11 protein-coding genes are annotated in these 15,256 nt (G+C 75.6%); 1 reads left to right on the top strand and 10 read right to left on the bottom strand.

Going from position 1 to position 15,256, the window contains the following annotated elements:
- Positions 1 to 71: 71 nt before the first annotated feature.
- The 10 genes from JT721_RS13390 to JT721_RS21435 all read right to left on the bottom strand — a co-directional run bounded on the left by JT721_RS13390 (position 72) and on the right by JT721_RS21435 (position 12,958).
- Positions 72 to 1,604: an ABC transporter ATP-binding protein gene (locus JT721_RS13390; RefSeq protein ID WP_205473640.1), complete on the bottom strand. Its 1,533-nt coding sequence runs from the start codon at positions 1,602 to 1,604 to the stop codon at positions 72 to 74.
- Positions 1,601 to 2,437 (bottom strand): ABC transporter permease, encoded by an 837-nt coding sequence (locus JT721_RS13385; protein ID WP_205473639.1) that lies wholly within the window; start codon positions 2,435 to 2,437, stop codon positions 1,601 to 1,603. Before JT721_RS13385 ends, JT721_RS13390 begins: the two co-directional genes overlap by 4 nt.
- Positions 2,434 to 3,402 carry an ABC transporter permease gene (locus tag JT721_RS20970; protein WP_205473638.1) on the bottom strand — a complete coding sequence of 323 codons (969 nt, stop codon included), beginning with the start codon at positions 3,400 to 3,402 and terminating at the stop codon, positions 2,434 to 2,436. Before JT721_RS20970 ends, JT721_RS13385 begins: the two co-directional genes overlap by 4 nt.
- On the bottom strand, positions 3,399 to 4,946 hold the full coding sequence (locus JT721_RS13375; RefSeq protein WP_205473637.1) for an ABC transporter substrate-binding protein: 1,548 nt from the start codon (positions 4,944 to 4,946) through the stop codon (positions 3,399 to 3,401). The genes JT721_RS20970 and JT721_RS13375 overlap by 4 nt, the downstream gene beginning before the upstream one ends.
- 248 nt (positions 4,947 to 5,194) lie before the next feature.
- The gene (locus tag JT721_RS13370) at positions 5,195 to 5,347 is read right to left on the bottom strand and encodes a hypothetical protein (protein WP_205473636.1); all 153 of its coding nucleotides are present in this window, start codon (positions 5,345 to 5,347) and stop codon (positions 5,195 to 5,197) included.
- Between the two features lie 122 nt (positions 5,348 to 5,469).
- Entirely contained in the window at positions 5,470 to 8,133 is a 2,664-nt protein-coding gene (locus JT721_RS21775) for an ABC transporter permease (RefSeq protein ID WP_205473635.1), read from the bottom strand.
- Positions 8,130 to 9,896, bottom strand: coding sequence for an FtsX-like permease family protein (locus tag JT721_RS13360; protein ID WP_205473634.1), 1,767 nt, complete (start codon positions 9,894 to 9,896; stop codon positions 8,130 to 8,132). The genes JT721_RS21775 and JT721_RS13360 overlap by 4 nt, the downstream gene beginning before the upstream one ends.
- Before the next feature lie 1,453 nt (positions 9,897 to 11,349).
- Complete coding sequence (locus JT721_RS13355) at positions 11,350 to 12,036, bottom strand: ABC transporter ATP-binding protein (RefSeq protein WP_205473633.1); 687 nt, start codon at positions 12,034 to 12,036, stop codon at positions 11,350 to 11,352.
- Positions 12,033 to 12,617, bottom strand: a complete 585-nt coding sequence (locus tag JT721_RS13350) for an ATP-binding cassette domain-containing protein (protein WP_307828040.1) — start codon at positions 12,615 to 12,617, stop codon at positions 12,033 to 12,035. The genes JT721_RS13355 and JT721_RS13350 overlap by 4 nt, the downstream gene beginning before the upstream one ends.
- A complete protein-coding gene (locus JT721_RS21435; RefSeq protein ID WP_307828039.1) occupies positions 12,605 to 12,958 on the bottom strand; it encodes an ATP-binding cassette domain-containing protein in 354 nt (117 codons plus the stop codon). Before JT721_RS21435 ends, JT721_RS13350 begins: the two co-directional genes overlap by 13 nt.
- A gap of 173 nt (positions 12,959 to 13,131) precedes the next feature.
- Here JT721_RS21435 and JT721_RS13345 point away from each other — a divergent pair, with 173 nt between their 5' ends.
- The gene (locus JT721_RS13345; RefSeq protein ID WP_205473632.1) at positions 13,132 to 15,246 is read left to right on the top strand and encodes an MMPL family transporter; all 2,115 of its coding nucleotides are present in this window, start codon (positions 13,132 to 13,134) and stop codon (positions 15,244 to 15,246) included.
- The last annotated feature ends 10 nt before the right edge of the window (positions 15,247 to 15,256 follow it).

Genomic DNA, 15,256 nt, shown 5'->3' with positions numbered 1-15,256 from the left:
GGGCCAGTGCGGTCCCCGCCCCTCGTGCGTCCGTCGCCGGGTGCCGGCCCGGCGCGCGGGGCCTGCGAGGCTCAGGTCACCGCCGCAGCCACCGGGTCGGGCCCGGTCGTCCGGCCACCCGCCGCCGCGGCGTCGTCCCCCAGCCGGACCTGCCGGTGGGCGACGGCACGGGCCAGGTCCTGGTTGTGGGTGACCAGGAGCAGGGCGCAGCCGTACTCGGTGACCTCCGACATCAGGCTGTCCATCGTGGTCGCCTGGGTGGCGAGGTCCAGCCTCGACGTTGCTTCGTCGGCGAAGACCAGGGCCGGCCGCGGGAGCATGGCGCGGACGATGGCGATGCGCTGGAGCTCGCCGCCCGAGACCTGGCTCGGGCGCCGCTGCAGGATCTCGTACGGGAGACCTACCTCCTCGAGCAGCGCACGGAGCCGGCTCGCCCCGGCGCCGTGCCGGCGCACGACGTCGCGCAGGGCCACCTCGAGCGGCACCCGCGGCGGGAACGAGAGCGCGGGGTCCTGGTAGAGCTTCTGCAGCCGGCCACCCGCGGCGGCGGCACCGTGCGAGACCGAGCCGTGGTCGACCGGGGTCAGGCGCAGCAGCGCGTTGCCCAGCGTGGTCTTGCCGACCCCGCTCGGACCCGTCAGCGCCCAGCGCTCACCCGCTCGCACCTCCAGGGAGAAGTCGTGGAACAGCGGGTCCGACCCGTAGGACTTGCTGATCCCTCGCGCGGTGATCAGGGGCTCGCCCGCCGGGTCCGGCGCGGCGACGTCGCGCATCCAGGGGTAGGTCCAGCGCGACGGCTCGGCGGCGACCAGCGCCTGCGTGTAGGCGTGGCCGGGCGTCGTGAGGACCTGCTCCGCGGGCCCGGACTCCACCACGGTGGCCTCGCGCATCACCAGCACCGAGCCGCCGAGGCGCCGGGCCAGCTCGAGGTCGTGGGTGATCGTCAGCAGCAGCCCTCCACCGGCGAGGTGGGCCTCGAGCAGGTCGGCCAGCTGGTCGAGCGAGTGACGGTCGAGCCCCTTGGACGGCTCGTCCACGATCAGGATGCGCGCACCGCCGATGGTGGCCGCCGCGTGGGCCACCCGCTGGGCCATGCCGCCGGACAGGGTGTGCGGGTACGCCGCACCGGCGTGCGCCAGCCCCAGCCGGCTCAGCCGCTCGTCGGCCAGCCGGAGCGACCTCGGGTCGCGAGGCCGCCAGGAGCTCGCCCCCTCGGCGACCTGGGCGCGCACCCGCATCGTGGGGTCGAGCGCGAGCGCCGGCTCCTGGGGAAGCAGGGCGAGCTGGCGTCCCCACAGGTGGCGCCGGCCAGCCGTCTCGGCGAGGTCGAACCGGGTCCTCCCGATGCTCATCGACCCCGTGGCGGAGAGCTCGCCGGGCAGGGTGCCCATGAGGGCGTGGGCGAGCACCGACTTCCCCGAGCCGCTCTCACCCACGATCGTGAGCGCTCGGCCGGCGACGAGGCGGAGGTCGTCGACCTCGGCGAGCAGCGTCGTGCCGTGCCGGACGGCGGCGTGGTGGACGACCAGGTCGTGGGCGGCCGGTGCCTGGTCGTCCGGCGCCTGGTCGGCCGGTGCCTGGTCCGTCGGAGTCTGGTCGGTCATGGACGCACCTCGGGGTCACGCAGGGCCAGGAAGCAGATGGTGAGCAGGAAGAGCACCGCGATCGGCGCGATCGAGAGCCACGGCGCTACGTCGTAGAACGGGAACGACTCGGTGATCATCAGGCCGAGCTCGGCGCGCGGCGGCTGCAGGCCGACCTTGACGAAGCCGAGCGTCGACATCGCCAGGATCGAGGTGACCATGCCGAGCGAGGCCAGGGTCGTGAGGAGCGGACGCAGGTCGGGCCACAGGTGGCGCCGGACGACGTGGAGCGCCCCGAGCCGCAGCAGGCCGGCCGCCTCGACGGCCGGGGAGCCCAGCACCAGGCCGCTGCGGGCGCGGACCACGCGGAAGTACTCCACCCACTGCGCGAGGGCGAGGCCGAGGTAGAGGGCCCACAGGCTCCCGCCCGACGCGAGCGCGGAGACGAGCAGCACGACCAGCAGGGCCGGGATGGCCACGAACGCCTCCGACACCGCCCGGAGCACGGCGTCGATCCAGCCGCCGAACCAGGCCGAGGCGATGCCCGCGACGGTGCCCAGCACCAGTGCGGTGGCCACGCACAGGGCCGCCAGCACCAGCGACAGCCGGGTGGCGTGGGCGAGCCGGGCCAGCACGCTGCGGCCGTAGTCGTCGCGCCCGAGCGGCTCGTCCAGCGACGGCGCCTCGAGGTAGCGGCCCAGGTCCTGCGCGGTCGGGTCGGGCAGGAGCAGCGGGCCGAGGATCGCGAGCGCGGCGAGACCGAGGAGCCCCGCGACCGCCGCCCGGCGTCCGAGGGGACGGCGGCGGGTGCCGACGCCGACGCCTGCGCCCGCCTCCAGGAGCGGCGTGGTCATGCGGCGACCTCCAGGCGACGGGGGCGCGGGTCGAGCCACAGCACGGCCAGGTCGACCAGCGTGTTGACGGCGACGATGAGCAGGGCGAGCACGAGGGCGGTCGCCTGGAGCACCGGTACGTCACGCCAGAACACCGCGTGCACCATCGCGTGGCCCAGCCCCTGCCAGGAGAACAGGCTCTCGACGACGACCACGCCCTCGATCAGGATCACCGCCTGCACGCCGAGGTAGGGGACCAGCACGACGGCGGCGTTGCGGACCACGTGTCGCACCAGCACCCAGCGCTCCGGGAGCCCCTTGGTCTGGGCGAACTGCACGTACGCCGACGCGCGGACCTCCACGACGGCGTCCCTGGTGATCCGGGCGACCAGGCCGGAGAGGCCGATGCCGAGCGTGAGCGCGGGCAGCACGATGCTGGCTGCGCCGCCGTGTCCGACCGCCGGCAGCAGACCCAGCTGGGCGGAGAGGACCACGACGAGCAGCAGGCCGAGCAGGAACGGCGGCACCGCCCGCACCGACGCCACCCAGGCGGTGGCCAACCGGTCCATCGGCCCACCGGGCCGTCGCGCGGCCAGCACGCCGGCACCGGCACCGATGACGATGGCGATGGCGAGCGACACGGCGGCGAGCTGGAGCGTGCCGAGGAGGTAGTAGCCGACCTCCTCGACCACCGGGCGCGACGTCACCAGCGACCGGCCGAGGTCGAGCTGGAACAGGTCCAGCAGCCAGTCGGCGAGCTGTCGCCAGGCGGGCCGGTCCAGGCCCAGCTCGGCCCGCACCGCGTCGGCGGCCTCCTGGTCGACCAGGTCGTAGCCGTAGCGCCCGGCCGCGATCCGGTAGGCGGCGTCCCCCGGGAGGGTCCGCACCACCAGGAAGCACAGCACCGAGACGAGCACCGCCACGCCGAGTCCCTGGCCGCCCCGGTGCGCCAGGACGCGCGCGAGCTCCTTGCGGCGCGGGGTCACGACGACCACGTCAGCCCGGTGATCCGCCACGTCGTCTCCAGCGGGTCCATCACGAAGCCCTCGACCCGGTCGCTCACCGCGGCGTTCATGCGGTACCACGCCACGGGGATGAGCGGCAGCTCCTCCTGGGCGACCCGCACGATCGTCTCGCGGTGCCTGGCGGCCTCGGCCTCGGGGGCGCCCGCCAGCAGCGCGTCGATCGCGGTCTCGACCCGCGGGTCGCGCCAGTTCATGACGCCCCAGTCGTTGCCCTCCGGGGCGAAGACGGTCGACACGTCCACCAGGGGGTCGGAGACCAGGGCGAAGTGCTTCGCGATGAGCGCGAGCTGCAGGCTGCCGTCGGCCTGACCGGCGGGGATCTCGCTGGAGTTCGTCACCTCCACGTCGAGGCGCACGCCGACCTCCGCCAGGGCGGCCTGGATCGCGGTCGCGAGGGCCGGCAGCTCGGGGCGGTCGGGGTAGGTGAGGAGCTCGAGCTCGAGGGGCTCGCCGTCGCGCTGGACGGTGCCGTCGGCTCCGGGGGTCCACCCGGCCTCGGCGAGCAGGGCGCGCGCCCGGTCCTGGTCCTGGGTGAGCGGCTCGAGCTCGGGGTGCCATGCGGTCAGCGACGGCGGCAGCAGCTGGGTCGCCGCCAGCTCCTCCTCGCGCAGCACCGCGTCGGCCATCGCCTCCCGGTCCAGGGCCAGGCTGAGCGCCCGCCGCACCCGGACGTCGCCCAGGACGGGGTGGTCGGCGTTCAGCTTCAGCAGGATGGTCCGGGGTTGCAGGCTCGACTCCATCCGCACCCCGTCGGAGCCCTCGACCCGCTGGCGGCCGGCCGGCTCGAGGCCGAACACGACGTCCGCCTGGTCGCTGGTCGCCATCAGCGCTCGCGACTCGGGCCGACCGACCGCCTGGAACGTCACGTTCTCGACGTCCGGCGCCTCGCCCCGCCACTCGTCGGACCGCGTGGTCCTGATCGACGCCGGGAGCTCGATGTCCTCGATCTCGTACGGGCCGGTGCCGATCACCTCCGTGACCTGGTCGCGCTCGTCGTACGACGCGGGGGCGAGGATCGCGGTGCTGTAGTGCGTCAGCACGGCGGGCAGCGTGAGATTGGGCTGCTCGAGCTCGAAGGTGATCGCCGATCCCTCGGCATCGATGCGCTCGATCGGGATCTCGGCGAGCGGGCTGGCCTCGACCGCGGCGGCCCGCTCGACCGCCGCCACGACCGCCTCCGCCGTCACCGGCGTGCCGTCGTGGAACGTCGCCCCGTCCACGAGCTCGAACCGCCACTGCGTGTTGCCGTCGGCGGCGGCCCACTCGGTGGCCAGGCCGGGAGCCAGCTCGCCCTCGAGGTCGCTGGTCACCAAGGTCTCGGTCACCTCGAGGCGGGTGAAGATCTCGCCGTCCGCGGTCGGGTCGAGGCTGTGCACCTCGAACGGCCCGGCGATCCGGAGCGTGTCGGACGGCGCGTCGCGGCCGGGGCCGGAGCCGCAGGCGCTGACCGCGAGGAGTCCCGCGGTCAGGGTGGCGGTGAGGGGGGTGCGCAGGAGTGCTCGCATCAAGGCGCCTTCCGGGGAGCTGGGTGGATGGCGGCACCGTAGTGATAACGGTTCTCACTGTCAAAGCGATCCGGCAGTCTTGCGGGCGCCGCGACCCGCAGCACGAGGTCAGGCCCGGTCGGGCCAGCCCTCCAGCGGTTCGTAGTACGACACGAGGGGGCGCTCGATCGCCGTCGGATGAGTTCGTCCCTTCGTGTTCCACACGTCGCCCGGCTCGCGCGCCCTCCCGACCGCAGCCGGGCGAGGCCTCAGGAGGGTCGTCGGAAGAGCTGGACCGTGCCCAGCAGGAGGCAGAACATCGCGATGTAGACACCGCGGCGGTCCTCCGCCCAGTGGGCCAGGAGCGTCCAGATCAGGGCCAGCCAGTACAGGCCGGGGACTGCTCGGAGGGCGGCACGCATCGGGGGCTCCTCCGTGACTCGTACGCGGGACGGGCGCGAGTCTAGGGCCTCAACCGGCCCTGACCAGGCCTCCCGGCGCTGACGCCTGCTCGCCACTGTGCGCTTGGGCGCGGTAGACACCGTCAGGTCCGCAGCAGGCGGGCGAGCGGCGTCCGTCGCACCCGGTGCCAGTCGAGCAGGGCGAGGGTCACGGCACAGCCTGACAACAGCACCACGGAGCCGGCGGTCCACCACGGCACCACCGGCCCCGGTGGCTCCGGTGCGCCGGTCAGGTTGTCCAGGGAGAGCGACGCGAGCAAGGTCCAGGCGCATCCGACGCCGATCACCAGCCCCGCCGACGCCGCGACCAGCACCGGGGTGACGACCTCGCCGAGGAGCGTGCGGCGCAGGTCGCGGTCGGAAGCCCCGAGGGCCCGCAACCTGCCGAGCGCCGTGGTCCGGGCCGGCGCGTCGACGGACGTCGCCAGCGCGACCGCCAGCAGCGCCAGGACCACGAGCACCGCGCCCGACGCCGTCGCCAGGCGGACCATCGCCGAGGGCAGGGCGGCTCCGCGCCGCCGCTCCAGCTCGGCGGCGTACGTCGTCACCGCACTCCCGGGGGTCCGCGCCGCGGCTGCGTCGAGGGCCCGCGCGGCGCCGGGGCCGACGGCCCAGACGGCATCGGGCGCGGCGGCGACCCCGGCCGCGGCCAGGGCCTCGGCGTCCACGACCAAGACGGGATCGGTCGAGCCCCCGACGTCGGGGGCGGTGCCGACGACCTGTAGCGGGACGCTGGCGTCCTCCCACCGCAGGGTCGGATCGTCGCGAAGACCCTCGGGGCCACCCCGGAGCAGCGCCGGCACCCGCTCAGCCGTCGTCGGCCGCAGCCGGGTCAGTCGGGGTGCGTCGGGCAGCTCGCTCGCGCGCAGGAGCCGGTCGTAGGCCGCGGCGTCGACCACGGCCAGCCGGACGAACGCCGAGCCGCCGTGGGCCGAGACCCGGACGCCGTCCTCGATCCGCACCGCCGCGGCCGCACGCACGCCGGTGGCGTCGGCGACCTCGCGGGCGACGCTCGCCAGGGTCGGGTCGGGCCGGGCGTCGAGGCGCGCGTCGCCACCGACGACCGACCGGGCACCCTCGGCCTGGCCGTCGTGGAGGGTGACGGCCAGGGCGGCCCCGAAGGTGGTCGCCGAGACGGCCACCACGACGGCCAGCACCGGCAGGGCCCGGGTGCCCGACCTGACCAGGCGGGCGGCGACGAGGAGCGGACCCGCACCGACCGCGCGGCGCGTCCTGCGGAGCATCCAGCGCAGCGCCGGCGGCGCGAGGCGGACCAGCACCACCGCACCCGCCAGCGGCACCCACGTCACCGCGCCGGCGGCCGTCAGGTCGCCGCCGCCGGCACCGTCGCCCACCACCCCGCGCTGGCGCAGCGCCGCGACGGACAGCGCGGCCGCCGCCAGCACGGTGAGCTCCAGGCCGAGCCGCCGCAGCTGCGCCGCTCGCGCCCGCGTGCGGCGTGCCGACCGGTTGGCCGGCACCCGGAAGGTCGGTGCGTCGGCGGCGGCGACCCCGAGCACGGCGGGCGCGACCGTCGCCACCACGAGCACGGGCACCGACCAGGCCCACCCCACGGATCCCGCGACCAGTCGCACGACGGCCAGGCCGGTCGCGGCGCCCAGCGCTGCGACCAGCAGCGACTCCACGACGAGCTCGGCGGCGATACCGGGCAGCCCCGCGCCCCGCTCGCGCGCCCCCCGCAACGACCCGGTGCGCCGGCGGACCAGCAGCCGGCCGGCGAGCACGAGCACCAGCCCGGCTGTGACGAGCGACCCGACGAGCAGCACCTGCGCCTGTCCCTGCGCGGCGCGGACCTGCGCCCGTCCGTTCCGCACCACGGTGCCGAGCAGGCTGTCCCAGGTCGTCTCGCCGAGGCCCAGCGCGGCGCCCGACTGCAGGGTCGCGACCGTCCGCTCGACCGACGCCGAGCGACGCCAGGTCACCGCCGCTGCCTCGGGCGCGAACACGACGCGCCGGCGCAGCGCGTCACCCGGGAGGGCCAGCCGGAGGTCGGGCAGCGACTCGGGGGAGACGAGGGCCGCAGCGGAGGTGCGCCGCTCGGTCCCGGAGCCGCCGGTGGTGGGGTGCAGCAGCGGCGCGGCGACCTGCCACACCTCGTCGCCCTCGTCGCCCGGCTCGAAGGCGCCGCTGACCTCGACGTCCACGGACCGACCGTGCTCGTCGCGGGTGGCGATGCGGTCGCCCACCTCCAGGTCGAGGGCGCGCGCCGCGGCCGCAGACACCGCCACCTGCACCGGCGGCTGCCCACGCCCCGCGGGCGCCGCCCGCGGGGGTCCGCCCTGCGTGTACGACACGCGCGGCCCGCCGTCCGCGGCCTCGACGAAGGCGAGCTGCAGGTAGCGGCCCGGGCCGGCGTCGAGGAGCTGCAGCGAGGTCGTCGTGACCGACACGACCCCGGGCCGCAGCACCTGTGCGAGGTCGCGGGGCATGGCCTCGCGCACCAAGTGGGCGTCCTGGCGCAGCTGCGTGGCCGTGCCGGAGTCGCGGGTCTTGCCCGCGGGGTCGTCGTACCACTGCGGCAGGGTCGCCACCACGGTGCCCCGCTGGCCGGCGTCGCGCACGGCGGCAGCCATCGCCCGGTCGGCGGCCCGCTCGCCGACGGGTGGCACGGCACCCACCAGGGCCACGGTCACGCCCACGACCGCGGCGACGAGGAGCAGCAGCCACCGGTCGGCACGCAACCGCCCGCGGACCGTGGGCAGGTGCAGCCCCACCGACCCCGTCACGGCGTACCGTCCCGGAGGTGCGAGGGCGGGGCACCCCGGGCGAGGAGCGTGGTGAGCACCCACGTCACCGCGAGCGCCCCCAGCACCAGCCCGCCGACCACGGCCAGCTCGCCCGGCCACGACCAGGCCACGGCGGGGGCCGGGACGGGTGCCGCGCCCACGTCGGAGCGGACGAGGTGCGGCGCGACGAGCACGGTCGCCACCGCCCCGAGGAGCGCACCGACGAGGGCCAGCGGCAGCAGGAGCAGGAGGTGCTCGGCGAGCAGCAGCCGCGCGGCGTCGCGCCGCGACGCACCCAGCGCGCGGAGGCGGGCCACCGCCACCGACGCCCGGGACCGGTCGGCGCCGACCACGAGCACCACGGCGGCGAGGAACAGCGCCCCGGCGAGGGTCAGCAGGACGAGGACGGCGGTGGGCACCGCGACCCGCAGGGGGCCACGGGCGAGCTCGGCCGCCACGCCGTCGCGCGTGGTGACGGTGCCCAGCCCGGCCGACCCCAGGGCCGCCACGGTGGCGTCCGATCCGTCGGACACCCACCACGCGTCGACCACGGGGTCGAGACGTCCGGCCTCGATGAGCGCGCGCGAGAGCGTGTCGGCATCGGCGAGGACGGCGACCTGGCCCGGCGCCGACGGGACGTGGGGCACGACGGCCACCACCTCCAGGGGCAGCGCGGTGTCGCCCACGACGGCCGCGAGCTCGTCGCCGACGTCCGCGCCGACCGCCTCGACGAGGTCCTGCGAGACGGCGACCGGCACGAGCGGTGGCGCGGCGAGGACGGTCGCGAGCACGTCGGCTCCCGTGTAGCCGAAGTACTCGAGGTCCACCTCCACGGACGTCCGCAGCAGGGTGCCGACGCTCGTCGCGCGCAGCTCCGCCACGGCCGAGCTCACGGGGTCTTGCTGCTGCAGCGGGAGCAGCTGCCACGGCGGGTCGTCGCGGCCCGCGTCGTCCCCGGCAACCGTGGTCGGGATGGTCAACGTCGCGCGCAGCGTGGCCGGGCCGGCCGTCGCGGCCCCCGGCTCGGTGCCGGTCGCGCCGTCGAGCTCGAGTCGCAGGGCGACGAGCGCCAGACCGTCACCGGGAGCCGTCGACCACTCCAGCGGGTGGGACTCGCCGTCGAGGGGGAGCTCGCCGGCGGGGACCGCCGCCCGGAAGCCGTTCCGGTCCTGGAGCACCGCCGTCACCCTCGCGCTGAGGGACGTCCCGGCCGGTCCCCGCCCGCGCAGCAGCACGCCGTCGCCGTCGTCGGGGAGGGGGATGCCCTCAGGTGCCCGGTCGGAGGCAAGCGCGCCGCCGACCCCGGCCCACGTGGCGCCGGGGTCGAGGCGGCCGCGGAGCAGCGCCCCCGCCTGCCGGGAGTCGACGGCGACCAGCACCGGACGCGCCCCCTGCGGGCCGACGTAGCGACCCAGGGCCAGGGGTCGGTGGATGACCGGCGAGACGACCGCGCCCGGTGCCTGGCCGGCCGCCGCCTCGACCCGGCGGGCGTCGGGGAGCTCGGCCGGAGCCGGCAGGGTGAGGGCGAGGTCGGTGCCGACCCGCAGCGCGGCCTGGTCCTGCTGCGAGCGGTCCCACGTGGTCCGCAGGGCCAGCGCGAACACCGCGGCGGCGACCGCGGCGGCGACCAGCACCATCGCGGTCGCGGCGTGGACGCGCCGCGCCGCCTGCTGCGCGGCCAGCGGCAGCACCAGGCCGCGCGACCGGCCGGCCGCCGTCGCGGCCCAGCCCAGCAGCACCGGCACGAGCCGTACGCCGAGCACGGTCAGCGCGGCGAGGCAGAGGACCGGCGCCGTCGTGACGACGACGTCGCCGGCACCGCCGGACGCGGGCTGCCCGCGCAGCTGCCACCAGGCGACCGCCGCGGCGACGAGGAGGAGCAGGTCGAGCGCGGCGGGCGAGCCGTCCGCGTGGCGAGGGGTCGGCCGCGGCTCGCGGCCGGCTCGCGGACGTCACCAGCGTCGCGGTGAGCACGGCGGCGGTGCCCAGCACCGCGAGCACCAGCGCCCCGGTGACGGTCGGTCCCTGCTGGAGCCCTGCCGCGGAGAGGTCGTCGCGGTGGGTGAGCCGCGAGTGGAGGAGCGCCGCGGCAGGCACCGCGAGCCCGCCGGCGAGCACCGCGAGCAGGGCGGCCTCGACGGCGGCGACGCAGACCTGCTGCCGACGACCGAGTCCCATCGCGACGAGCAGGTCGCGCTCGTCCTCGCGGACGGAGCCGACGAGTCGGCCGGTCAGGAGGGCCGCCGCGAGGGCCAGCGCCGTACCGAGCAGCAGCACCACGAGGACCGTCGACCGGGTGCTCGCCCGCTGAGCGTGCAGGTGCGACAGCGCGGCGGGCAGGTCGGACCCCAGCCGGGTGAGCCGGGCCCGGTCGCCGACCCGGGCCGACAGCAGGCCCGGCGCGTCGGCGAGCAGATGCTCGGCCCGCCGCAGCGAGGCGTCGTCGGCCAGGTCGAGCGCGGGGTGGGCGGTGACGCGCAGCGCGTTGATCGACGACCCGCTGCCGAGGAGTGCCTGCTCGTCGACGACGAAGGGGCCGTAGGTCGGAGCGGCTTCGAGGCCGTCGCTGTAGGCGGGGGAGAAGCCCGCACCCTCGAGCGGGTCGCGGTCCCACTCCAGGACGGCCCGCGGACGGAAGATGCCGACCACCACCACCCGGACGACGGTGTCGACCCCACCGAGGCCGCGCTCCTCGCCCAGCTCCACCCGGTCACCGACCTCGAGCCCGAGCACGCGAGCCGTCGTGTCCGGTACCACGGCCTCCGCGCGGCCGCCGGCTCGCGCGGTCGTCGCGGGCGGCGCGGGCCAGCGGCCGGTCGTCAGGTCCGCCCGGTGCGCCAGGGCGTCGGTCGCCACGAGGTACGCCTGGCTGCCGGGACGTGCTCCGTCCGCCGCGAGCCGCCGCAGCCGCGAGGTGACTGTGGTCTCCCGCCTCGGACGCATCGGGGCGAGCACGTCGTCGACCACCTGCGCGGCCGCCTCCTGCGCCGCTGTGGCCTCGCGACCGTCGAGGTCGACGAGGAAGGCCGTCACCCCCAGCTGGTCGGGATCGGACCGCTGGACCGCCTCGCGGAAGGCACGGTCCTGCGTCACGTCGAGCACCAGCGCGCACGTCCCCACCAGCGTGCCCGCGATCGCGACCAGCGCGACCACGGCACCCAGCAGCCGTCGCTGCACGACTGCTCGGCGCAGCGCCAGGAAGAGCATCCGTCCGCCTCAGCCGTCGACCCGGCCGTCCGAGATCGTCACGACCCGGTCGGCGAGCGCCAGCAGCACCGCGTCGTGCGTCGCCACCACGGCGGTGACCCCCTCCGACTCCACGACCGCGCGCAGCAGTGACATCACCCCCAGCCCGGTCTCGGTGTCGAGCTGGCCGGTGGGCTCGTCGGCCAGCAGCACCCGCGGCGACCCGGCGAGCGCCCGGGCGATGGCGACCCGCTGCTGCTGGCCGCCGGACAGCTCCTCCGGCCGTTGCAGCGCGTGGTCGGCCAGACCCACGAGGTCGAGCAGCAGGGCGACGCGCTGCTCGCGCTCGGCGACCGGCGTACGCCGCAGCCGCAGCGGCACGCCGACGTTCTCGGCGGCGGTCAGGGCGGGCAGGAGGCCGAAGGTCTGGAAGACGTAGGAGATCGTGTCGCGTCGCAACGTGCTCAGGCCCTCCTCGTCGAGCGCGGTGACCTCGGTGCCGTCGACCCGCACCGTCCCCGCGTCGGGCCGGTCGAGGCCGCCGAGCAGGTTGAGCAGCGTGGTCTTGCCCGACCCCGAGCGGCCCACCACGGCGAGCATCTCGCCGGGCGCCACGTCCAGCGAGGCGTCGTGCAGCGCGGGGACGGGGGCGGCGGCGGTGCCGTAGGTGCGGGTGAGGCCGCGCGCGGCGACCATCGGGTCGGCGGTGCTGCTCACGTGCCGCCCCGGTCGGAGTGGTCGTCCCGGTCGGAGCGGATCTGCACGTGGTCCTCGGCGAGCGACAGCCGGACCCGACGGGTCAGGTCGAGCGCCTCGCGGTACTCGCGGGGCAGCTGCACGCGCCCGGCGCGGTCCATCACCGCGAACTCCTCCGCCCGGCCGGGCGCGTCGGCGGTCTCGTGGCTGCGGAGCACCTCGCTGCTCGTGCGGCCGTCGCGGATCGCGACCGTGCGCGCCACCTGGCCGCTCACCTCGGCGTCGTGGGTGACGACCACGACCGTGACGCCCAGCTCGCGGTTGACCGTGCGCAGCGCGGCGAACACCTCCGCGCCCGTCTCGCTGTCGAGCTCCCCGGTGGGCTCGTCGGCGAGCAGCACCCGCGGTCGGTTGGCGAGCGCCACGGCGATCGACACCCGCTGCTGCTCCCCGCCGGACATCTCCGCGGGCCGGCGGTCGGCGCAGTGCGCCACGCCGACGAGCTCGAGCAGCTCCGCCGTCCGCTTCTGACGTTCGCGTCGCGCGGCCCCGGCGATCGTCAGGGGCAGGTCGACGGCGTGCCGCGAGGTCAGGTACGGCACGAGGTTGCGCGAGGTCTGCTGCGCACGAACCCGACGACGTGCCGGCGGTAGCGCACCCGCTCGCGCCGCGACAGGTCCACCAGGTCGTGCCCCGCCACCCGGGCGCGGCCGGCCGTCGGCGAGTCCACGCCCGCCAGCACGTTGAGCAACGTCGACTTCCCCGACCCCGAAGCACCGACCAGGGCGATCATCTCGCCCTCCTGAACGAGCAGGTCCAGACCCTGCAGGGCCTGCACCTCCACCGACGCCGACTGGTAGATGCGCACCAGGTTGTCGCACACCACCAGCGCGTCGTGCCCGAACTCGGGGAGGTGTCGTGGGGGAGCGGGAAGGTTCAGCACGGCTCCACCCCGTTCCCCCTCGCCTCGCGCGCGGCCCGATGCTAGCAGTGACCCAGGTCACACCGCTCTCGAGCCGCCCGCCGAACGCCGTCCGTCGTACTCCCCGCGGAGTACGCCGAGGTGTCTGCCGCGGCCGGACGCGTCGGTCCGGGCGGCTTGGCAGCGTGGTCGCCATGACCACAGAACTCCAGGCGCCCGGCCGAACCGGTGCCGAATCCACGACGAAGAGATCGCGATCCAAGACCCTGCTGCCCTGGGTCGTGGTGGCTGTGTGGGTCGGGCTCGTGGTGGGTGGCTTCGCACTCGCCGGCAAGCTCGACTCGGTGACCCGCGACGGCCAGGTGGACTACCTGCCCGCCAGCGCCCAGTCCACCAGGGTGCTCCAGGCCGAGGCCGACCTGCCTGGCGGCGAGAACGGCCTGCTGGTGGTCGTCTACGAACGGCCCGGCGGTCTCCAGCCGGGCGACCGGGAGGCGGCCTTGCGCGGCCACGCCGAGCTGGCGGAGCGCTTCGGCACCGACGCCGACGCGCCGCCCGAGATCGTCGACTCCGCCGACGGCACCGCCCTGATGTACGCGCTGCCGCTGGACCGCGAGGCGGTCGCCGAGGAGGCAGGCGCCACCGCCGATGCGCGTCGGCTGCTCGCCGACACGCCAGACGGCCTGGACGTCCACGTCACCGGCCCGACCGCGCTCGGCGCCGACATGGACGAGGTGTTCGACGCCGTCGACTCGAGGCTGCTGCTGGCGACGGCCCTGGTGGTGGCGGTGCTGCTGATCCTGACCTACCGCAGTCCGCTGCTGTGGCTGGTCCCGCTCGCCGCCGTCGGGGTCGCGGCGGTCACGTCGATGGGTGTCGTCTACGCACTGACCCAGGCCCTCGACTTCACGATCACCAGCATGAGCTCCGCGCTGCTGATCGTCCTGGTCTTCGGCGCGGGCACCGACTACGCACTGCTCCTCGTGTCGCGCTACCGCGAGGAGCTGCACCACCACGAGCGGCCGATCGACGCGATGCTGGCGGCCCTGCGGGGGGCCGGGCCGGCCATCCTGGCCTCGGCGGCGACGGTGGTCGCCGGCCTGCTGTGCCTGCTGGCCGCGGACCTCAACAGCATCAGCAGCCTCGGCCCGGTCGGTGCGGCGGGCATCGGGGCCGCGCTGCTGGTCATGCTGACGCTCTTCCCGGCGCTGCTGGTGGTGCTCGGGCGCCGCGTCTTCTGGCCGTTCGTGCCCCGCTTCGGTGCCGAGGTGCGCGCAGCCGGGTCGCGGTGGGCCCGGCTCGGCGATCTGGTCGCACGCCGCCGCGTCGTCGGCTGGCTGGTGCCGCTGGTCCTCCTGGGCGGCCTCGCGCTGGGCACCGTCGGTGTCAACAGCGCCCTGCCGCAGCTGGACCAGTTCGCCCGGTCGGCACCGGAGTCGGTCACCGGGGCGAAGCTGATCGAGGCGCGCTTCCCCGAGCAGGGCGGTCAGCCGCTGACCGTGATGAGTCGACCCGACCACAGCCGCGAGGTCCTGGCTGCCGTCGAGGACACCGACGGGGTGGTCAGGGCCGAGATCGGCCGGACCGGCGAGGACTGGGTGGAGATCTCGGCGATCCCGGTCGACCCGCCGGAGAGCGCGGGTGAGACGGCCACGATCAAGGACCTCCGGGAGAACGTGCGCGAGGTCGCCGGCGAGGACGCGCTGGTCGGGGGGCCGAGTGCCGAGAAGCTCGACGAGGCGAAAACCAACCGGAGCGACCGCAACCTGGTGATGCCGCTGATCCTGCTGGTGGTGCTCGCGATCCTCGGGCTGCTGCTGCGGTCGATCGTGGCTCCGCTGGTGCTGGTCGCCACCGTCGTGGTGTCGTACTTCGGAGCCCTCGGGGTGTGCAACCTGGTGTTCGACCACGTGCTCGGGTTCGCCGGGCTGGAGTCGTCGGTGCCCCTGATCGGGTTCCTCTTCCTGGTCGCGCTCGGTGTCGACTACAACATCTTCCTGATGACCCGGGTCCGGGAGGAAGCCGTGCGGCACGGCACCGTCGACGGCACGAAGCGTGGCCTCGCGACGACCGGAGGCGTGATCACCTCGGCCGGCGTCGTGCTCGCGGCGACGTTCGCGGTGCTGGCCTCGCTGCCGCTCGTCATGCTCGTCGAGATCGGGATACTGGTGGCCGTCGGCGTGCTCATCGACACCCTGCTGGTGCGGTCCATCGTGGTCCCCGCGCTGACGATGTCGCTGGGCCCGCGGATCTGGTGGCCCAGCAAGCTCTGGCGCGCGAACGAGGACAGAGTCGATGACCGTGTGTGAACGATGATGG

It is taken from the genome of Nocardioides sp. SYSU D00038 (assembly GCF_016924665.1).
GTDB lineage: Bacteria > Actinomycetota > Actinomycetes > Propionibacteriales > Nocardioidaceae > Nocardioides.
Note: the sequence above shows the minus strand (reverse complement) of the source record. Positions and strands in the feature narration are given on the sequence as shown.

Coding starts and splice junctions, on each gene's coding strand:
- JT721_RS13385 (WP_205473639.1), bottom strand. CDS start 2,437: ATGACCACGCCGCTCCTGGAGGCGGGCGCAGGCGTCGGCGTCGGCACC.
- JT721_RS13370 (WP_205473636.1), bottom strand. CDS start 5,347: ATGCGTGCCGCCCTCCGAGCAGTCCCCGGCCTGTACTGGCTGGCCCTG.
- JT721_RS13345 (WP_205473632.1), top strand. CDS start 13,132: ATGACCACAGAACTCCAGGCGCCCGGCCGAACCGGTGCCGAATCCACG.
- JT721_RS13375 (WP_205473637.1), bottom strand. CDS start 4,946: ATGCGAGCACTCCTGCGCACCCCCCTCACCGCCACCCTGACCGCGGGA.
- JT721_RS13390 (WP_205473640.1), bottom strand. CDS start 1,604: ATGACCGACCAGACTCCGACGGACCAGGCACCGGCCGACCAGGCGCCG.